Origin of the sequence: Photobacterium sp. GB-1, from assembly GCF_003026165.1 — a bacterium.
Lineage (GTDB): Bacteria > Pseudomonadota > Gammaproteobacteria > Enterobacterales > Vibrionaceae > Photobacterium.
In genome coordinates this window covers 23,655-44,813 of the sequence record NZ_PYOB01000029.1, presented here as the reverse complement: position 1 = coordinate 44,813, position 21,159 = coordinate 23,655, and the positions used below count along the sequence as shown (strand labels likewise).

At 42.5% G+C, this 21,159-nt stretch carries 18 protein-coding genes; 8 read left to right on the top strand and 10 right to left on the bottom strand.

Going from position 1 to position 21,159, the window contains the following annotated elements; genetic code table 11:
- Positions 1 to 77: 77 nt before the first annotated feature.
- Together uspB and ftnA are read right to left on the bottom strand one after the other, a co-directional pair.
- Positions 78 to 413, bottom strand: a complete 336-nt coding sequence (gene uspB, locus C9J45_RS19320; protein ID WP_105061214.1) for a universal stress protein UspB — start codon at positions 411 to 413, stop codon at positions 78 to 80.
- A 69-nt stretch (positions 414 to 482) separates the two neighbouring features.
- Positions 483 to 1,007: a non-heme ferritin gene (ftnA, locus tag C9J45_RS19315; RefSeq protein ID WP_107208569.1), complete on the bottom strand. Its 525-nt coding sequence runs from the start codon at positions 1,005 to 1,007 to the stop codon at positions 483 to 485.
- 254 nt (positions 1,008 to 1,261) lie between these two features.
- Here ftnA and C9J45_RS19310 point away from each other — a divergent pair, with 254 nt between their 5' ends.
- A complete protein-coding gene (locus C9J45_RS19310; RefSeq protein ID WP_107208568.1) occupies positions 1,262 to 1,684 on the top strand; it encodes a universal stress protein in 423 nt (140 codons plus the stop codon).
- A gap of 146 nt (positions 1,685 to 1,830) precedes the next feature.
- On the top strand, positions 1,831 to 2,703 hold the full coding sequence (locus tag C9J45_RS19305; protein WP_107291382.1) for a carboxylate/amino acid/amine transporter: 873 nt from the start codon (positions 1,831 to 1,833) through the stop codon (positions 2,701 to 2,703).
- Between the two features lie 64 nt (positions 2,704 to 2,767).
- Here the strand turns inward: C9J45_RS19305 and fre are convergent, their stop codons facing one another.
- The 6 genes from fre to trxA all read right to left on the bottom strand — a co-directional run bounded on the left by fre (position 2,768) and on the right by trxA (position 8,784).
- Positions 2,768 to 3,478 (bottom strand): NAD(P)H-flavin reductase, encoded by a 711-nt coding sequence (gene fre, locus C9J45_RS19300; RefSeq protein WP_107247864.1) that lies wholly within the window; start codon positions 3,476 to 3,478, stop codon positions 2,768 to 2,770.
- A 9-nt stretch (positions 3,479 to 3,487) separates the two neighbouring features.
- A complete protein-coding gene (locus C9J45_RS19295) occupies positions 3,488 to 3,754 on the bottom strand; it encodes a 2Fe-2S iron-sulfur cluster-binding protein (RefSeq protein ID WP_199187169.1) in 267 nt (88 codons plus the stop codon).
- A 73-nt stretch (positions 3,755 to 3,827) separates the two neighbouring features.
- Complete coding sequence (ubiD, locus tag C9J45_RS19290) at positions 3,828 to 5,687, bottom strand: 4-hydroxy-3-polyprenylbenzoate decarboxylase (RefSeq protein ID WP_107292888.1); 1,860 nt, start codon at positions 5,685 to 5,687, stop codon at positions 3,828 to 3,830.
- Positions 5,688 to 5,854: 167 nt separating this feature from the next.
- Positions 5,855 to 6,868 (bottom strand): hypothetical protein, encoded by a 1,014-nt coding sequence (locus C9J45_RS19285; RefSeq protein ID WP_107261866.1) that lies wholly within the window; start codon positions 6,866 to 6,868, stop codon positions 5,855 to 5,857.
- A 126-nt stretch (positions 6,869 to 6,994) separates the two neighbouring features.
- Positions 6,995 to 8,260, bottom strand: a complete 1,266-nt coding sequence (gene rho / locus C9J45_RS19280) for a transcription termination factor Rho (protein ID WP_005372168.1) — start codon at positions 8,258 to 8,260, stop codon at positions 6,995 to 6,997.
- A 197-nt stretch (positions 8,261 to 8,457) separates the two neighbouring features.
- Entirely contained in the window at positions 8,458 to 8,784 is a 327-nt protein-coding gene (gene trxA, locus C9J45_RS19275) for a thioredoxin TrxA (protein ID WP_005372169.1), read from the bottom strand.
- Positions 8,785 to 8,896: 112 nt separating this feature from the next.
- On the opposite strand from trxA, the gene rhlB reads away from it, so the two are divergent.
- Together rhlB and gppA are read left to right on the top strand one after the other, a co-directional pair.
- Positions 8,897 to 10,210 carry an ATP-dependent RNA helicase RhlB gene (gene rhlB / locus C9J45_RS19270; RefSeq protein ID WP_107208564.1) on the top strand — a complete coding sequence of 438 codons (1,314 nt, stop codon included), beginning with the start codon at positions 8,897 to 8,899 and terminating at the stop codon, positions 10,208 to 10,210.
- A gap of 22 nt (positions 10,211 to 10,232) precedes the next feature.
- Entirely contained in the window at positions 10,233 to 11,723 is a 1,491-nt protein-coding gene (gene gppA, locus C9J45_RS19265; RefSeq protein ID WP_107208576.1) for a guanosine-5'-triphosphate,3'-diphosphate diphosphatase, read from the top strand.
- A gap of 63 nt (positions 11,724 to 11,786) precedes the next feature.
- On the opposite strand, the gene prlC is transcribed toward gppA, so the two are convergent.
- Entirely contained in the window at positions 11,787 to 13,829 is a 2,043-nt protein-coding gene (gene prlC / locus C9J45_RS19260) for an oligopeptidase A (RefSeq protein ID WP_107292884.1), read from the bottom strand.
- A 216-nt stretch (positions 13,830 to 14,045) separates the two neighbouring features.
- Between prlC and C9J45_RS19255 the strand changes: the two genes are divergently transcribed.
- Positions 14,046 to 14,885, top strand: a complete 840-nt coding sequence (locus tag C9J45_RS19255) for a 23S rRNA (adenine(2030)-N(6))-methyltransferase RlmJ (RefSeq protein ID WP_107247861.1) — start codon at positions 14,046 to 14,048, stop codon at positions 14,883 to 14,885.
- Positions 14,886 to 15,091: 206 nt separating this feature from the next.
- On the top strand, positions 15,092 to 16,447 hold the full coding sequence (gene gorA, locus C9J45_RS19250; protein ID WP_107208561.1) for a glutathione-disulfide reductase: 1,356 nt from the start codon (positions 15,092 to 15,094) through the stop codon (positions 16,445 to 16,447).
- Positions 16,448 to 17,017: 570 nt separating this feature from the next.
- Here the strand turns inward: gorA and C9J45_RS19245 are convergent.
- Positions 17,018 to 17,605: a hypothetical protein gene (locus C9J45_RS19245; RefSeq protein WP_107208560.1), complete on the bottom strand. Its 588-nt coding sequence runs from the start codon at positions 17,603 to 17,605 to the stop codon at positions 17,018 to 17,020.
- A 459-nt stretch (positions 17,606 to 18,064) separates the two neighbouring features.
- Between C9J45_RS19245 and C9J45_RS19240 the strand changes: the two genes are divergently transcribed.
- Both C9J45_RS19240 and C9J45_RS19235 read left to right on the top strand, forming a co-directional pair.
- A complete protein-coding gene (locus C9J45_RS19240; RefSeq protein ID WP_107208559.1) occupies positions 18,065 to 19,432 on the top strand; it encodes a YjiH family protein in 1,368 nt (455 codons plus the stop codon).
- Positions 19,433 to 19,707: 275 nt separating this feature from the next.
- On the top strand, positions 19,708 to 21,126 hold the full coding sequence (locus C9J45_RS19235) for a hypothetical protein (protein ID WP_107292883.1): 1,419 nt from the start codon (positions 19,708 to 19,710) through the stop codon (positions 21,124 to 21,126).
- The last annotated feature ends 33 nt before the right edge of the window (positions 21,127 to 21,159 follow it).

Genomic DNA, 21,159 nt, shown 5'->3' with positions numbered 1-21,159 from the left:
TTGAGATCATACTAAACATCGGACACCGCGCAAAGCTAGCCTAAAAACAAGGTTCTTAGTGCTCCGTCGAAGAAGTGTTAGTAGCCAAGAAAGGCAACCGCAAAAATCGCGATAAAAAAGGTGATCATAAAGGTACTGGCGAGAACAAATAGCTTACGTACTTTAATACATTTCGCCATAAAGACCGGATCATGATGCTTTTTATATTGCTCGCTGCGGATGTAATGAAATAAACGGATCTGTTTACTGACATTACCTTGAGAAGAGAAAAAACCGCGCCCATCCACTTGCTGATACAACAGGGGATCACATTCTCGCATCACCACCAGCAATGTTCTTAAGGTACTGATGTAACGAGACGTATTAACAACTGCCACTAAAAAAAGTGCGAAAAGAAATGCATCACTACTCATATATATTCTCCCAAAAAATGCGGTTCCACTCGCCGGGAGATAAGGGAGCAAATTTGCTCCCTATCAATATTAGGCTTGTGAATCCATAACAGATGTAGACTCTGCTTTTGCCATCGCGGATAAATCTTTATCAATAAAGAATAGTGCCTTACCGTCTTCACCGACTAACTCAATTTTATCTAAAATGCCTTTAAACAATTTTTCTTCTTCGTGTTGCTCTGATACGTACCACTGTAAAAAGTTAAATGTTGAGTAATCTTGCGTAGTAAATGCAACATGAGCAAGCTCATTGATCTTCTTAGTAATTAATTGCTCGTGCTCATAGGTTTCACGGAATACATCACCTAGTGATGCAAATTCGTGTTTTGGCGCCTCAATCGTACCAAGAATTGGCAATGCGCCTGTTTCGCTCACATAAGTAAACAAACGTTGCATATGTTCCATTTCTTCAACGGCATGAGCACGTAAAAATTCAGCAGCACCTTCGAAACCTTTATCCTCACACCATGCACTCATCTGTAAGTATAGGTTTGAAGAGAAAAATTCTAAGTTGATTTGCTCGTTTAGGTTATCAACCATAGCCTTGGCTAACATTGCACTACTCCTGTTTGTTTAAGTGTAATCAAGACATTGTCACTGCGCATTGTTTAGAATGCAACTAACGAAAAAAAATACTGAGATAATTCTCTTTTATTTTTCATGAAGTACGAAATCAACAGTAAAATCGCTTACTTGTTTTTGAAAAATAATTAACCACAACTCCGTAATAAGATGCGACTAAATCGATATTTTTGCCCCATACTCAATGCTAATATGAATCATACCTAATGAATATGGAGTGTCAGTTAATGGTCTATAAACATATCCTTGCCGCCATCGATTTATCAGACGATAGCGAAGTATTAGTCCATAAGGCCGCGCTATTAGCCAAAGCCCTAGATGCGAAGTTATCTCTGATCCATATCGATGTTGATTACGCTGATTTATACACCGGACTCATTGATATTAATTTAGCAGAGATGCATGAGCGTGCTGAAAATGATGCGCAAACACGCCTTCATCAACTGGCACAAAAAGCACACTATCCGGTGTCACATACCCTTGTCGGTAGCGGTGATCTGAGTGAAGAAATTTGTCATGCGATAAAAAACATGGATGTTGATTTGGTCATTTGTGGTCATCATCAAGATTTCTGGAGCAAAATCTTATCATCAACCCGCCAACTTCTAAGCCGTACGCCTGTTGATTTATTAATGATTCCACTGAAATAATCTCGCTATCCCCCTCTTAATCCAGCAGCCAACACCGTTGGCTGCTGCTCATACCTGTTATTTTCTACTCTATCTTTCATAGGCGACAAGATTAACTTTCGCTACACTGCATACCCTTAATTTTTCAAATGGATGTTGCTGGCGTAATGGGATATTTATCTGTCATCACCCTTTTATGGGCGTTTTCTTTTAGCTTAATTGGCGTCTACCTTGCAGGTCAGGTTGACCCTTGGTTTTCGGTATTAACTCGTGTCAGTTTAGCCGCGTTGGTTTTTATCCCTTTTTTACGCTTTAAACATATTCATCCCAAATTAGCGCTCAAATTAATGATGGTTGGCGCTTTCCAATTAGGGATTATGTATTGCTTCTACTACCAATCTTTTTTATATCTCAGTGTGCCTGAAGTATTACTGTTTACTATTTTCACCCCAATTTATGTCACTTTGATTTACGATGCACTCCATAAACAGTTTTCTCCGTGGTATTTGCTCACCGCAGCAATCGCTGTACTGGGTGCTGCTGTGATCAAGTTTGAAGGCATCAACCAAAACTTTATTATCGGCTTTTTCATCGTCCAAGGGGCGAACCTGTGTTTTGCTATCGGGCAAGTGGGCTATAAGCGAATTATCGAACAAGAAACCACAGAGTTGCCACAACATACGGTATTTGGCTGGTTTTACATTGGTGCTATCTGTATCGCGTTACCGATGTTCTTATTGTTTGGCAATAACGACAAGCTACCGACGACCGATACTCAATGGGGGATATTGGTTTATCTTGGTATCGTTGCTTCAGGCTTAGGGTATTTCATCTGGAATAAAGGGGCGACGTTAGTCAATGCTGGCGCGCTGGCAATCATGAATAATGCACTGGTACCTGCTGGGTTGATTGTGAATATCGTGATTTGGAATCGTGATGTGGATTATTCACGTTTGATAGTCGGTGGCGTGATCATAATGTTTTCACTGTGGCTAAATGAAACCTGGGTGAAACGCAAAGTTCAGCAAAGCCAATGGTAAATCGCTTGTTATAAAAACAACAAAGCCAGCGTTTAACGCTGGCTTTGGTTTAAACATTTAATCGTTAAATAAACGCAAATGCGTCAGCAAACATATGTTCTCTTTGCGCATTTTTATCACTGCAGAAACGCTCACGGGCGGCACCTGCCATTTCAAAACGACCACACACGTAGATGTCGTACGCTGATAGGCAAACAAAATCTTCTGCAACAGCATCCAATACATTACCGACTTTGCCTGACCAGTTTGCAGGGGCATTTTCAACTACAGGCACATAGGTAATGTTGCCGTGTTTTGCTGCTAACGCCTGCATCTCTTCATTCGCATACAGCTGATCGATACCACGACCACCCCAATACACAAAAATAGGCTGGGTTAAACCACGGCTAATGCAGTTATCAAGCATGCTACGGATATAAGAAAAACCAGTACCACCGGCGATCATTAGTAGTGGACGCTCACTTTCATGGCGCAGCCATGCATCACCGTGGGCAGCATCAATCACCACAGGTTCATTGCAATCTAATGCCGCTTTCATCGCTTCTACTACTTCTAATGCATACGCATTTTGCTCTGCCGCACCAATATGTAGTTCAAGCTCGCCTTCACGACATGGGCTACTGGCAATTGAAAATGGACGCTTATCTTTCTCGCCCATTACCGCAAGCAGATATTGTCCCGCTTTGAAATCAATCGCCTGCTCAGGCTTTAACAAAATGCGATACGTGTTCGCGGCTAAGGGTTGTACTGACTTTACTTCGCACTGGATAGACATGGTTTTCCTCTAGTCTAACGTTAACACCAAGTCACTTTCCGCGACCGCTTGGCAGGTAAAAATCCATCCTTCCGCTTGTTCTTTTTCAGTGAGCATTGGCGCTAACTGATAACTCACTTCACCGGATGTTTTACGGCACAGACACATAGCACATGCCCCTACCTGACAGCGATTGGGAAAAGTAATGCCTGCGTCGAGCGCTGCTTGTAATACCGTTTGCTGCGTTGACGCAGTAAAGGTGATGTTGTTTGGCAACAGGCGTACTTGATACATAATTTTCTCTTACTACTTACTCTTTGAAGCAGCAATAAATAATACTCACTCTACCGCTCAGTATAGCGATAAACAGTTAGATCTCGATCCCAAGTTGGTCCAAAATCGCATCTATTTTCGCGACAACTTGCGGATTTTTAACTATTGGGTTGCCCCATTCACGTGCCACAGCATCAGGCCATTTATTCGTCGCATCTAATCCAAGCTTACTACTTTGGTCTAATACTGACGCTAGCTGTACCGTATCACGGCTAGGATCCATACGTGTAGTGATCGCCCAAATAACATCGTTCCAATCACGCACGTTGACGTCTTGATCACACAAGATGACAAATTTTGCATCACTAAACTGCGCCATGAAGTCCCAAACACCTTGCATCACACGTTGCGCCTGATCCGCTTCAGTATTGGTAATACTTACAATCGCCATCTGCTGCTTACTTGCCGTCGGTAAGTAAATATCAATGATCTCAGAATAAGTGTCACGCAAAGCAGCTATGCCCGCTTCAACATCAAATTGCTGATCATATTTGGTTGCAATTGATGGTGTACTCGCAAGCTCAGCGTCCCATTTCACTGTTGCATCTAAGCCCATTTTAGAGCCAAGCCCAACCACAGGCGAAGCAAAATCTAAGGAATCGATCGGCGTGTTATCAATGAACAAGGTATCACGTACAGGTTCCATGTGAGTTGTCATCGCAGACACCACACTGTCCCAATTACGGGCATCGACACTCTCGTCACACACAATCACATACTTGGTGTACATGAATTGGCGCAAGAAAGACCATACGCCCATCATCACACGTTTGGCATGACCCGGATATTGCTTCTTCATCGTCACCACTGCCATGCGGTATGAACACCCTTCTGGTGGCAGGTAGAAATCAACTATCTCAGGAAATTGCTTTTGCAAAATAGGCACAAAGACTTCATTAAGTGCCACACCTAATACTGCAGGCTCATCGGGCGGACGACCAGTGTAGGTGCTGTGATAAATCGGATCGTTACGCATGGTGATATGCGTAATGGTAAAGACATGATGACGCTCTTTCTCGTTGTAGTAACCAGTATGATCGCCATACGGGCCTTCATCAGCAAACTCTTCAGGGTCGATATAGCCTTCCATGACAATTTCTGCACTTGCTGGCACATCTAAGTCATTGGTTAAACTTTTCACCACTTCAGTACGACGCCCACGCAGTAAGCCTGCAAAAGCGTACTCAGATAAGGTATCTGGAATTGGCGTCACAGCCCCTAAAATCGTGGCCGGATCGGCACCGAAAGCGACAGTGATTGGGAATTTCTCACCCGGATGGGTTTCCATCCATTCACTCAGATCTAACGCCCCACCACGGTGAGCCAACCAGCGCATAATGATTTTATTTTTCGCGATTTTTTGCTGACGATAAATCCCTAAGTTTTGGCGCTTTTTATGTGGTCCTTTAGTGATGGTTAAGCCCCATGTAAGCAGTGGTGCCACATCATCAGGCCAACAGCTCATTACAGGGATTTTATCTAAATCAACCTCATCACCTTGCCACACAATTTCTTGGCACGGCGCATTGCGCAGACGCTTCACTGGCATATTGAGTACTTGCTTAAATGCTGGGATCTTATCTAACGCTTCACGAAAACCACGAGGTGGCTCAGGCTCTTTTAAATACGCTAATAATTTACCGACTTCGCGCAACTCTTTCACTTCTGTGCGCCCCATTCCCATCGCAACACGCTGTGGCGTACCAAACAAGTTGGCAAGCACTGGCATGTTGTAACCAATAGGATTTTCAAACAAAAGCGCAGGGCCACCAGCACGTAAAGTGCGATCGCTAATTTCTGTTATTTCTTGATCGGGATCGACTGCTTGCTTAATTCGCTTCAATTGCCCGTTTTGTTCTAAATAGGCGATGAAGTCTCGCAGATCCTTGAATTTCATATCTGATACCACGATTGAGCTACGCCATAACCGAAAATAACAGCGTAGTGATGAGAATGATTTTCGCTAGTATAACCAGTTGTAGAGGCTAAAACACCCACTCTGCGGTCTAATTTCGCCACCAGATGTTTCAATTAAGCTGGTTATCACCCGAGTAAATAAAGGGGTTAGGGTTTCATTGCAGACACTGAGCCCATCGATAGCAACTCTTCTATGTGAGCAACTAAATCAGGATCACTGCTGGCGGTTAAGAGTTGTTGTAACCAGTGACCATGACCTTGCTTAAGTAAGTGAGGCGTGATCAACAAACGTTCTATTTCGTTACCTAACTGGTTCTGTAAAAAGATTTTGGCTTTATCAGGCAATGGCTTAAAACTGGTTAAAGCGCGGTATGCTGACTCTTTTAATGAAGGATTTGCTGTTGCTGCAATTAATTGGTTTACCACAAAATCAGAAGCGGTAATTTGAGATAAACGGTTTAATTCTGCCAAGCTGTATTGATCGGTACGGCGACGCCATAACACATCATACAACTTCGCATCATTAGAGTGTGCTGCTAAGGTTGCTAAGATGCTGTTATCTGGCAGCCAAATCAGCTGAGGATCTGAATGAAACTGCTCAACCAGCGCATTAATTGCTGGCGGTGATAATTGCGGGATCGCACGTGCAATCACTTGGCTGCGCTTCTGTTGCTGCTCTAAATCGCCTTTTAGCCATTCAGATAACGTCAATTTTCCTCGCTCTAAGTTAATCACAGCTCGCTGGCTCACTAAGTCTTTTTTCCACTCACGCAGCAGCCCATTGGCTTGATTACTATAAAAGAAAGCCATTCGGCTGACGGTATAACCATCACCTTGCTCGGTAATAGTAAACGGTGATTGTCGTTTTGCTTGAATTTTGAGCCACGCAATACGAGCAGTGTTAAAACGACCGACTTCGCTGGCGTATTTGATCAACTGGCTACGAGCCACTTCTTGAGTTAATGGTGGGAGTTGATCAAGCAGAATCTCCAATGACTGAAAATCACTGTGATCATAATAAGGTTTGAGCGCCTCAATGTGAGCAACAAATTGTGGCATTTGCTTAATATGCTGGATTTTCGCTTCGGTTATCTCTGTCGCAGAAATAGGCTGTAATGCCGAGGCGATCAGCAAGCCTAGCGCACACCAATGTCGTAACATAACGCCTCCCTAGCGAAGTAAAACTCTTCTTCCTTACCCATACCATCGCAATACAAGGTAATTTCTGTCAATAAAAAACGCCGCCCGTGGGCGACGTTTTCAAAATCTGTGACTCAGTACAGCGTATTATGACTTCTGACGACGCATCGCATCAAAGAATTCATCATTAGTCTTCGTCATTGATAGCTTATCAATTAAGAATTCCATGCTGTCAGTTTCGCTCATTGGGTGAACGATCTTACGTAGAATCCACATCTTCTGTAGCTCGTCCGCTTTCGCTAGTAGCTCTTCACGACGCGTACCTGAGCGGTTGATATCAATAGCAGGGAATACACGTTTCTCAGCGATCTTACGAGAAAGGTGAAGTTCCATGTTACCTGTACCTTTAAATTCTTCGTAGATAACTTCATCCATTTTCGAACCAGTATCAACGAGTGCTGTTGCGATGATAGTTAAGCTACCGCCTTCTTCTACGTTACGTGCAGCACCAAAGAAGCGCTTAGGACGGTGAAGGGCGTTGGCATCTACACCACCAGTTAATACCTTACCAGAAGAAGGAATTACGGTGTTGTATGCACGTGCTAGACGTGTAATTGAGTCAAGTAAGATAACCACATCTTTCTTGTGCTCTACTAAACGTTTTGCTTTTTCAATTACCATTTCAGCCACTTGTACGTGACGTGATGCTGGCTCATCAAACGTTGATGCAATCACTTCGCCTTTTACAAGGCGTTGCATCTCGGTCACTTCTTCTGGGCGCTCATCAATAAGCAATACCATTAACTCACACTCAGGGTGGTTATGGGCAATACTTTGGGCAATGTTTTGAAGTAGCATTGTTTTACCCGCTTTTGGCGGAGCAACAATCAGACCACGCTGGCCTTTACCGATAGGTGATGCTAAATCAAGAACACGTGCTGTGATGTCTTCTGTAGAACCGTTACCACGTTCCATACGCATACGTGAGTTTGCATGCAGTGGGGTAAGGTTTTCAAATAGGATCTTATTGCGGGCGTTGTCTGGCTTGTCGTAGTTTACTTCGTTAACTTTCAGTAGTGCAAAGTAACGCTCACCGTCTTTTGGTGGACGAATTTTTCCGGCAATGGTATCGCCAGTACGTAAGTTAAAACGACGGATTTGACTTGGTGATACATAAATATCATCAGGGCCAGCAAGGTAAGAACTATCAGCGCTACGAAGGAAGCCGAAGCCATCTTGTAATATTTCTAGAACACCATCGCCAAAAATATCCTCACCACTCTTCGCATGCTGCTTAAGAATGGAGAAGATGATGTCTTGCTTTCTCAAGCGGGCAAGGTTTTCTAATCCTAAACTTTCGCCAAGTGATACCAACTTAGAAATCGGTTGGCTCTTTAATTCTGTAAGGTTCATAGTGGTGGGTTTCTTGTCTGTCAAAATCGGGGTTCTATATTAGTTGAGATAAAGATGACCAATAGGGCCTGGTCAAGAAATGAACGAAAATGTAATTTCTGTGCGCTAAGGTAACACTAAACGTTCTATCCGTCTAGCATAGACGTTAGACAAACCATGTACAACTTACAAATTGTCCATGGTTTGTAAAATTGCACTTATAGGTTCGCGTCTAAGAACTCTTTAAGCTGTGTTTTCGACAGCGCGCCAACCTTTGTTGCCGCTACACCACCGTCTTTAAACAGCAGTAATGTCGGAATACCACGAATACCAAACTTCGGCGGTGTTTCCGCATTCTGATCAATATTTAATTTACCAATCGTTAGCTTGCCTTCGTATTCATCAGCGATTTCGTCAAGAATAGGGGCAATCATTTTACATGGACCACACCATTCAGCCCAAAAATCGACTAATACCGGGCCAGCAGCATTGATTACATCAGTGTCAAAACTCGCATCTGTAAGCTGCACAATCTTGTCGCTCATCTTCCACTCCAACAGTTGATTTTGTTAGCTGATCTTATTTTACCAGCAAATCGTTACCCTATTTGAATGGAATACGTTTCGTATTGCAACCCTAAGCTGATATTCTATAGCAATGAAGACGACTCACATCACAGAGCGGAAATTTGCCGAGCTAGGGTTAAACCCTCTAGTTTTAAAAGGATTGGATGATAAAGGGTTCCATAATTGTACCCCGATCCAAGCCTTGGCATTGCCAGTTATGCTCACTGGCCATGATATCGCGGGACAGGCTCAAACAGGTACGGGTAAAACCATTGCCTTCCTAACCGCTACTTTTAACCATTTATTGGAGACTGCTGCGCCTGCACATCGAAAAACCAATCAACCGCGTGCCATTATCATGGCGCCTACGCGTGAATTGGCGATCCAAATTTATAATGATGCATCATCACTGATTGCAAGTACGGGCTTGAAAGCCGGCCTCGCTTACGGTGGCGAACCTTACGAGAAGCAAAAAGCGATTCTTGATGAGGGTGTGGATATCTTAATCGGTACGTGTGGCCGTATTATTGATTTCTACAAGCAACGTGTTATTGATTTAGCGAGCATTCAAGTCGTAGTACTTGATGAAGCCGATCGTATGTTCGATTTAGGTTTTATTAAAGACATTCGCTTCTTGTTCCGTCGCATGCCAGCACCGAGCGAGCGTTTAAGCCTGCTATTCTCAGCCACATTGTCCTACCGTGTGAAAGAATTAGCATTTGAACATATGAATAGTCCTGAAAGCGTTGTCGTTGAGCCGGAACAAAAAACGGGCCACCGCATTCAAGAAGAATTGTTCTACCCATCTAACCAAGAAAAAATGCGTTTATTACAAACGTTGATCGAGGAAGAGTGGCCAGAACGCGCAATTATTTTTGCTAATACCAAGCACCGCTGTGAAGATGTTTGGGGTCACTTAGCTGCTGATGGTCATCGTGTTGGTTTGCTAACTGGCGATGTGCCACAGAAAAAACGTGAGCGTATTTTGGATCAATTCACCAACGGTGATGTTGATATCTTAGTCGCGACCGATGTCGCTGCACGTGGTTTGCATATCCCTGCAGTAACGCACGTATTTAACTACGATCTCCCTGATGATGCAGAAGATTATGTACACCGTATTGGTCGTACAGGTCGTGCAGGCCTAAGTGGTCACTCAATCAGTTTTGCTTGTGAAGAGTACGCTATTAACCTAACCGCTATTGAAACTTACATTGAACATGGTATTCCACAGTCAAAGTATGATTCAGAAGCATTGTTAGACGATCTTCCAGCACCGATCCGCCTCCAACGAAATCCTCGTCAAGGTGGTCGCCGTAACACTCAACGTCAAGGCCAAGGTCAAGGGCAACAACGTTCGCGCAATAATCGCCGTCGTCCGCCTCAAAACAATAAGCCTGCGTAATAACGATAAGTAATGTATGTCTATGGAAAGAAATTCAGTATCACCGCTTTATGCCGCCATTGATCTCGGCTCAAATAGTTTCCACATGTGGATTGTGCGCGAAGTAAATGGCAGTGTTCAGACACTCGCGAAAATCAAACGTAAAGTGCGTTTAGCCGCAGGGCTTAACAACCAAAATGTACTCAGCGAAGAAGCGATGCAGCGTGGCCTTGATTGTTTGGCTCTCTTTGCCGAACGCTTACAAGATATCAAAGCCGACCATATCCGTATCGTTGGTACTGCCGCCTTACGTACAGCAGTGAACGCAGAAGAATTTCTTTCCAAGGCGAAGGCTATTCTTGGTTATCCGGTCAATATTATTCCGGGTGAAGAAGAAGCCCGCATTATCTATCAAGGGGTCGCACACACCTCTGGTGGTAGTGATAAACGTTTAGTGGTCGATATCGGCGGTGCCAGCACTGAAGTTATTATTGGCAAAGGGTTTGATAGCAGCGCTTTAACCAGCTTAAAAATTGGTTGTGTGACTTGGCTTGAACGTTACTTTAAAGATCGCTACCTCACTTCAGCCAACTTCGAAGCGGCAATTAATGGCGCCAAAGAAGTCATTGAACCGATCATTGAACGCTATACCGAACTCGGTTGGGAATCTTGTGTTGGTGCCAGTGGAACGGTACAAGCACTACAAGAAATTATGCTGGCGCAAGGAATGGATGAAATCATTACCTTGCAAAAGCTTAAGCGCTTACAACGTCAAGCTATGCAATACGAGCGCTTAGAAGATCTTGATATTGAAGGTTTAACACTAGAACGCGCATTAGTATTCCCTAGTGGTTTATCAATTTTAATCGCGCTATTTGAGTCATTAAAAATTGAATCTATGACGCTAGCTGGTGGCGCGCTACGTGAAGGCATGGTGTATGAAATGATGGAACAAATGCGCCATCATGATGTATGTACTCGTACCATAAACAGTGTTCAGCAACGCTTTCAAATTGATACCGAACATGCCGATATTGTCAACGATATGGCAATGTCGATGTTAAGCCAATGCCCAAATTGGCAACTAGAGCCTCAAGCACAAAACTTATTGGAAGCGGCGGTAAAATTGCATGAGATAGGGACAAGCATTGAATTTAAGAAAAGTGCAGATCATGCAGCTTATCTAATCAAGCACCTAGATCTTCCTGGTTTTACCCGTGCTCAACGTCATTTACTGGCCGAAATCTTACGTCGCTACATTGGTCCTCTCACCAGCTTACCTGAGCAACATGCACTCTCAGCTCAAAGCGCGGCGCGATTACTGCGTTTATTACGTATTGCCGTGATTATGTGCCACCGTCGTGATACCCATTGTTTACCGCCATTTAGCCTGCAAGTTGATAACGATAAGTTAACGTTACTGTTGCCTGCAAAATGGCTGATCAACAACCCGCTAACGCGTAGTGAGCTACACCAAGAAGCAACCCGTCAAACAGATATGGGCTGGCCTATGGTCGTGACATCGCAAGACTAAACATTCTACTCGATCAAAAAAGGCTCCTTAAAGGAGCCTTTTTTTATACAGCAATAGTCATAATTAACCCGTAATACCACTATGACGCAGCATTGCATCTAGCTCAGGCTCTCGACCACGGAAGCGTTTGAATAGCGCCATTGGCTCTTCACTGCCCCCTTGCTCAAGAATACAAGTTAGGAAGTCTTGACCTGTTAGCGGATTGAAAATGCCTTCCTCTTCAAAGCGTGAAAACGCATCAGAAGACAATAATTCTGCCCACAAATAGCTGTAGTAACCTGCACTATAGCCACCAGCAAAAATATGACTAAAGCTGTGTGGAAAACGTCCCCATTCTGGGCTTGGTACCACTGAGACACGTGATTTCACTTTAAATAAGGTATCTAACACCTGTGCGCCCACTTCTGGATCATATTCGGTGTATAGCGTGAAATCGAACAGACCAAACTCAAGCTGACGTAAAATAAACATCGCTGATTGGAAGTTCTTCGCTGCGAGCATCTTATCTAGCATTTCTTTTGGTAGTGGCTCGCCTGTTTCATAGTGACCAGAAATAAACGCCAGTGCTTCTTCTTCCCAACACCAATTTTCTAGGAACTGGCTTGGTAGCTCTACCGCATCCCATGGCACACCGTTAATACCTGATACTGACGCTACATCAACTTGCGTTAGCATGTGATGAATACCGTGGCCCGTTTCATGGAACAAGGTTACGACTTCATTGTGAGTAAACAATGCCGGCTTATCGCCAATCGGACGGTTAAAGTTACAAGTTAAGTAGGCGACAGGGGTTTGTAGTGTGCCATCAATACGGGTGCGACGAACCATGCATTCGTCCATCCATGCGCCACCACGTTTATGATCGCGCGCGTAAAGATCAAGATAAAAGCTACCGCGAAGTTTGCCTTTATTATCAAAGATGTCATAAAACGTTACCGAATCATGCCAAACTTCTACACCGTCACGTTGTTTGATCTCTAAACCAAACACACGCTTTAATACTTCAAAGAGACCTGCAACGACTTTCTTTTCAGGGAAATATGGACGTAATTCTTCATCTGAAATGCTGTAACGATGTTGTTTTAGCTTCTCTGAATAGTAAGCAAAATCCCATGGCTGTAGATCGTCGATACCATATTCATTCTTAGCATATTCACGTAGCTCAGCCACCTCACGCTCACCTTGTGGCTTCGCACGATCAGCAAGATCATTTAAGAAACCTAACACTTGCTCGGTAGATTCCGCCATTTTGGTCGCCAGTGATTTTTCACTGTAGCTGTTAAACCCTAACATACGAGCCAGTTCGTGGCTCAGTTTCAGTTTTTCTGCAATGACTTCAGTGTTATCAAATTCACCTGCATTAGGACCACGATCTGAGGCACGGGTACCGAACGCTTCATACATTTCAGCACGGAGTTCACGATTATCACAGTAAGTCATTACCGGTAAGTACGAAGGCATTTCTAAGGTGAATAAATACCCTTCTTTCTCTTTCGCTTCTGCGTTCGCTTTTGCCGCAAGCAAAACCGATTCAGGCAAACCGCTTAATTGCTCAACATCAGTAATGACCTTGTTCCATGCCATGGTGGCATCTAACACGTTATTACTAAAGGTTGAAGATAGCTCAGATAAGCGTTTACTGATCTCACCGTAACGCGCTTGCTCTTGTGCAGGTAAGCCAATACCTGATAGCTCAAATTCTTTTAAGGCGTCTTTGATCGACTTTTGCTGCGCTTTATTCAACGACGCAAATTTATCGCTCGCTTTAATCGCTTTATAGGCTTCGTACAATCCTTTGTGTTGTCCAACCCAGGTACTGTAATCAGATAACAGAGGCAAACAGCTTTCATACGCTTCACGTAATTCAGCACTATTTTTCACGCCATTAAGATGACCGACAGGTGACCAAATACGACCTAGGCGATCATCAGTTTCAGCTAAAGGCGCACAGATGGTTTCCCAAGTTGGCTCTGCCATTTCCATCAACACAGATTCTACATTTTCACGACAATCTGCGATCGCTTGTTCAACCGCGGGCTTAATATGCTCAGGTTTAATATGAGCAAACGGTGGCAAATCGGTCATCGTCAATAATGGGTTAGACATACGCTTTTCCTTTATTTTTTTATCTTATTATTAACATGCGCCCGCGATAGGTAAATTTCAATCGTTTGCGTGGTTTAGTGTATAAAAAGGCAAGAATTCACGCATTTACTCATGATTGTTCACTCTAAAGGTGGTGTCATGGTTGGATAATAGGTGAGAATTAACGATAATACTGTTTAACCCCTCTCCTTTTATATACCGATAGAGATTGATTTCATGCTGAGTTATCGTCACAGCTTCCATGCTGGCAACCATGCCGACGTGGTTAAACACATTGTTCAAAGCTTAATTTTGGATGCACTCAAGCAGAAAGATAAACCTTTCGTCTATCACGATACCCACTCAGGTGTAGGTCGTTACGATCTGCAAGATGAGCGCAGCGAAAAAACCGGTGAATTTAAACAAGGTATTGCACGTATTTGGTCACGTGATGATATCCCTGAAGCGATCCAAAGCTACATTGAAACGATTAAAGATCTTAATCACGGCGAAGAGCTGCGTTACTACCCTGGCTCTCCAAAAGTGGCACGCGCACAAATCCGTGATCAAGACCGTATGGTACTCACCGAACTTCACCCAAGTGATTTCCCTCTACTCCTGCAAGAGTTCCGTGGCGATCGCCAAGTAAAAATGTATAAAGAAGATGCCTTTGCTCGCTTAAAAGCGACCCTACCGCCGAAAGAGCGTCGCGGTGTGGTACTGATCGATCCCCCCTATGAACTTAAACATGAATACCAAGATGTAGTAAAAGCGATCAAGCAAAGCCATCAACGTTGGGCGACAGGTACCTATGCGATTTGGTACCCTGTGGTTTATCGTGAAACTATCGACAACATGCTTCAAGGCTTAAAAGATTTAAATATCCCAAAAATCTTACAAATTGAACTGGGTGTAGAGCCTGATAGTGAAGAGCGCGGTATGACAGCATCAGGCATGATTGTGATTAACCCGCCTTGGAAGCTAGAAAGCCAAATGCGTGACATTCTACCTTGGTTACAGCAAGCCATTGCGCCTAATCATGGTCACCACACCGTTAAATGGGTTGTGCCTGAATAAGCTCCATTGGCAATATTTCCTCCCTTTAAATACAGGCAGTGTATGCTGCCTGTACCAGATAATTCGTGCCACAATCTCAATTTCCGATGATTTAATAGCAAATCAATCGTATTTTCCGATTTTAAATCCTCGTCAGGCACCCCAATCTTTATTACACTAGCTCAATAGCTCGTCACGAATATAACGAATATTAATGGAGTAAAGTCATGGCAAAGCATTTTGATTACATCTGTATCGGCGGTGGTAGCGGCGGTATTGCATCGGCAAACCGTGCTGCAATGTATGGTGCAAAAGTTGCGATTATCGAAGCAAAAGCACTCGGCGGTACTTGTGTAAACGTAGGTTGTGTACCTAAAAAAGTGATGTGGCACGGTGCTCAAATCGCTGAAGCTATGCACCTTTACGCAAAAGATTACGGCTTCAATGTTGATGTAAAAGGTTTTGACTGGAGCAAACTGGTCGAAAGCCGTGAAGCTTACATCAGCCGTATCCACACTTCTTACGACAATGTACTAGGCAATAACAAAGTTGAAGTGATCAACGGTTTTGCCCATTTCGTTGACCAGAAAACGGTTGAAGTAAACGGTGAACACTACACCGCTGATCACATTCTTATTGCTGTTGGTGGCCGTCCATCAATTCCTGCAATCCAAGGCGCACACTACGGTATCGACTCTAACGGTTTCTTCGAACTAAAAGAGCAACCAAAACGTGCCGCTATCATTGGTGCAGGTTACATTGCCGTTGAAATCGCTGGTGTATTAAATGCACTAGGTACAGATACGCACTTATTCGTACGTAAAGAATCACCACTACGTAGCTTCGATCCAATGATTGTAGATACGCTAGTTGAAGTTATGGCAGCTGAAGGGCCAGCGTTACATACGCAATCTGTGCCAAAAGAAGTAGTGAAAGAAAAAGACGGCTCAATCACGCTGTACTTTGAAAACGGTGAATCACACAATACTGACGTACTGATCTGGGCTATCGGTCGTGAGCCAACTACAGATGCCATCAACCTAGCCGCTGCGGGTGTTGAAACCAATAACCGTGGTTTCATCAAAGTGGATGAATACCAACAAACTAACGTTCCTGGTATCTACTGTGTCGGTGACATCATGGAAGGCGGTATCGAACTAACACCTGTAGCAGTTAAAGCAGGTCGTCAGCTTTCTGAGCGTCTATTTAACAACAAACCTGATGCGAAGATGGACTACAAATTAGTCCCTACAGTAGTATTTAGCCACCCACCAATCGGTACTATCGGTCTTACTGAAGCTGAAGCGATTGCGCAATACGGCGAAGAAAACGTGAAAGTGTACAAGTCAGGCTTCACAGCAATGTACACCGCAGTTACTGCGCACCGTCAACCATGTAAGATGAAGCTGATCTGTGCAGGCGATGACGAGAAAGTAGTCGGTCTACACGGTATTGGTTTCGCGGTTGACGAAATGATCCAAGGCTTTGGTGTCGCGATGAAGATGGGCGCAACAAAAGCTGATTTTGATAGCGTTGTGGCTATTCACCCAACAGGCTCTGAGGAATTTGTGACAATGCGCTAGGCATTAACACGAACCTAATATAGATAAGGCGATGTAGTGAAATACATCGCCTTTTTTATGCTATTGCTTTTATCAACGATACCGAAAGAGCTTAGTTTAAAAGCGTATTTTTACCTATTAACACACACCGCCAATTCATTAGTAAAACTAATACTAAAACACTAGTTTTTTTCATTTTTCAATGTTCCAAAAATATCTATAATTCGCGCATCGAAACACGACTGAATGCCTATATATCTTAGGGTTGGGCGAAGGTTGTACAGTAAAAACAGCTTAAACTTTATAGGTAATTCCATGACTCGCATCGTAAATAAAATTGTTGCTCTATACACTCCAGCGTTTTCTTCTCTATACAAAAACGGCAACAATAAGTAAGCATTAAAATACCTTACTGAAAAAAGAATTTAGAAAGGGCTTTGAACGGCATGTTCAAAGCCCTTTTGCTATATACCCTCTACCACTCAAAATGAATCTTTGGCCTGACGTTTTTTAATCACGACAGCGTAAGCGTAATTAAGACGAAAAAAAACACCGCGCAAAGGCGATGTTTTTTTAAAATATATTCATTAATTAGTGATGATGGTGGTGATCATGACCACAACTACAGCTTGGCGCAATCACACTTTGAATTTGCGTAAGCGTGATTTGTTTTAGCAACTCTTCAGTGCTGATAGTGTTTAGTAAATGCATGTTTTCTGCATTCACAGCCATCACATCTTCGATTTCACGCTGCTTGTTAACCACATCAATTAATTTATGGCTAACTTCTGCTGGCAATGAAAACTCACGGATCACTTTCATTTCATTGCTTTGTGTATCAACAGCCATCATGTTTAATGTTAATGAAGCTGTATCTTCAGCAGGTTGTGCAAAAAACTCATTAGGGATCACCGCAGCATTAAACTGAATATCAAACGCCAGATCACCGAGTTTTAGTACCACTAAACAACCGCCATTTTCAGTGCTTAATACACCAAACTCAGCACCTGATTCAGCAAGCAGTTGTTGTTCATCTTCAGTAATGTTCTCTAAACCAAGAAAAACAACATTCGTCATATCATTGCGGAACATTTCCAGAACAGCACCATCTCCCGCTGCAAATGGATGATTTTCAATAATTTGACCAACGTGAAAATGATTATGATGTTGTTCTGTCATAGCAAACCTCAATAAATTGGTAACGTTATAATTAAGCTAAAGCAATAAATACAACATATTGTTTAATGTCATCATTATAACCATTACAAAGAAAAACATAATCCCTACCAAAGCAAAAACACTATTACATATAAGTAATAATATTGCGCAAATGAGAAGAGTATCTAGAACCTCTAGAATAATGAGTCAAATACCCATCACAGTATAATAGTCATAACACACTAATTTTTATTAATTTGTTAAATCATAACGTTTACTAAACACATAAAAATCAGAATAAAATCAAAAAACATTTACATAATTAACCATTTTTTACCAGTCAACTATTCCATGCTTTATTAAAAGAATGTAATCTCTCCCTCCCTAAATATGGAAAACCAGTGAATAGTTATTCTCACAGGGTCTATAGAGGGTATTCCTATTTATTCGGCAGTTTCTATCAGTAGGTTGTAAATCAAGATGCATAACCAAGCAGTAGCACCACCTAAAAACACCTTAAACACCTGGCTAATGTTCATTATCCCATCATTAATTGGTGTTTTTCTTTTTATGGCACCGATTAATTTTAATGGTGACATTACAATCCCTATCGCTGTTTTAGCGAAAACTATTCAAGCGCAGTTTGAACATTCACTGACATCGATTGTGACAGGCGTGATCAGCTTTACAGCTATCATGTCGATCATCACTAAAGTGTTTAAGCCAGGGTTTATTACACGCAATGGTTTTTTAAATGGCTTACTAAACCCATCACCAATGTGGTTTGTGGTTCAACAGCTTGGTGCTATCTTTGCTGTTATGGCGTACTTTAATATTGGCCCTGTAATGTTTCGTAACGACGCGACAGGCGGTCTTGTATTAAACGATTTACTACCTGTTCTATTCTCAGTATTTATTTTTGCCGGTTTGCTACTGCCGCTTCTACTCAATTTTGGTCTACTGGAATTTTTCGGCACTTTATTTACTCGTATCATGCGTCCGATTTTTGGTTTGCCTGGCCGTTCATCCGTTAACTGCATTGCATCTTGGTTAGGTGATGGCTCGGTAGGCGTATTATTGACCAGTAAGCAATACGAATCGGGAATGTACACCCAACGTGAAGCGGCCATTATTGGTACAACCTTTTCAGCGGTATCTATTACCTTTAGCTTAGTCGTGATCGCGCAAGTTAACTTAGAGCACATGTTTGCACCGTTCTACTTAACGGTATGCCTTGCTGGTCTTGTCGCGGCAATTATTGTGCCTCGTCTACCGCCACTATCACGTAAGAAAAACATCTACATTGATGGCACAACAGAGAGTCAACATGATGAAAATGTGCCACAAGGTCACAACGTTTTCTCTTACGGTTTACACCAAGCACTAAAGAAAGCAGCTGAAGTTAAAAGTATTCCAGCAATTGCGTTAGATGGTGTGAAAAATGCCGTAGATATGGTGTTTGGCGTACTGCCTGTTGTAATGGCTATTGGTACTATTGCACTGGTGATAGCAGAGAACACACCACTGTTTGATTACCTTGGCATGCCATTTATTCCGTTCTTAGAATTGCTGCACATTCCTGAAGCGGAAGCAGCATCAAAGACGATTGTGGTAGGTTTTGCAGATATGTTCTTGCCATCTATTTTGGCGTCGACCATTGAAAGCGATATGACCCGTTTCATCATCGCAGCAATGTCAGTGACACAACTTATCTACATGTCTGAAATTGGTGCACTGCTGATCGGTAGTAAAGTACCCGTTAAAGCGTGGGAACTATTTGTAATTTTCATCCTACGTACACTGGTCACCTTGCCTGTGATTGCAGGCATGGCACATTTACTATTCTAAATTTGAGTTTCACTGATAAAAAAGGCGGCCATTGGTCGCCTTTTTTATTATCAAAATATTGATGTAGCTAAAGCATTAGACTTAATGCCAGCCAGCAATTTCGTTAATCTTATCGCATTTTATAAAATATAGTATTCATCATAAGAATAAGCACTTTTTTACCATTGATTTTATTTTCCTTAATTGCAAACATATCGAAAAATCAACTATAAATCACTGTTTTAATGTTATTTTCGGCTGATTAACTGTGCATATTGTTTAAGGAAATCTATATCATGCAATTTAAACTGTCTCTTGTTGCAGCATCCCTTCTTGCGACGCTAACTCTTACTGGCTGTAACGACGATTCATCTTCAACGCCAACAGCACCAGATGTTGAAAATCCATCTCCTGAGACAGGCAACCCTGACACTGGTAAGCCTGATACTGAACAACCAACGCCAGATACTAGCACTATCACCATTCAAGCTATCGATGGTTACCTAGCCAACGCAAATATCTGTATTGACCGTAACGACAATAATGTATGTGACACTAATGAACAGTTAAACGTTAAGACAGACAAAAACGGTAAAGCTGAAATTAGCAAAGAAGATGCTAAATTCAATATCATAGTATCAGCAAAAGCATCGGTGACTAGTGACTCAGATAAGAGTGGTAAGTTAGGCAATGACTTCCAATACATCGTTTCTGCAAGTGATAATATTGAGAATAACACTATTTCAGTGACGCCTTTTACTACAATGGCACACACAAAAGACACCACATTAGAAGCCCTTGCAGATGAGCTAAACCTGCCACTTAACACCATTGCTGGTGATTATGTTGCACAAAAAGAAAGTGATGATAATGCACAGAAAGTGCATGCGATTGCGCGTTCAATTACAACCACACTACCAACGACCATTGCAGCTATCGATGCCGACAAACTCGTTAAAACAACCACTGACATCAGCAAAATATTAGATGAAAAAATTAACAACAAAGAAGATTTGAACACCATCAACATTGAATTTGATGAAAAAGGCCAAGCAGTAAGTAAAGCCATTTACACCACTGCAAGCTACTTTGCTGTTAACGAAGAAATGTGGGCAGTAAGCTTAAATAAAGCATATGCGACTCAAGAAGGTATTGATTACGCAAAAGTTATCTCTGCTAACACGCTAGAAATGACACGCTACAACACAGGTAAAACATCGACAGGTGAATTTACGATCAACGGTGACGCTATCGTTTCTGATGGTGAAGCAGATACTTTCATCTACATGACTCAAGACGTCTCACTCGCTGTACCACAAAATGACGGTGATCTAATCCTGTGGAGTAAGAAAGATCTGCGTCAGAAAGAAGCTGTTTATGCTGAAACCTTTGCGAATAAGACTTTCTTCTTTATTGCAGATGACTCTACAACCTATAACCCTGATCCAATGTTAGCAACAATGCGCTTTACAACTGATAAAGTGACGATTGAAGAAAACGGTGAGTCAATGGAGCTTAGTTGGGCAATTCAAAACGATAACCTATTTATCGATTTCCCAGACGGCGATAACGATATGAACTTCAAGATCATTGCCAAAGATCGTAATTTACTGATCACAGAAGACAGTACAGTTAAAAACATGTTTGGTATGTTTGCTTCTAATGAAGCATTCGCAAGAGATCTACTGACAAAGTGGAAAGCATCAAGCAAGTAATACAAATCAAAAAAGGCGACCAATAGGTCGCCT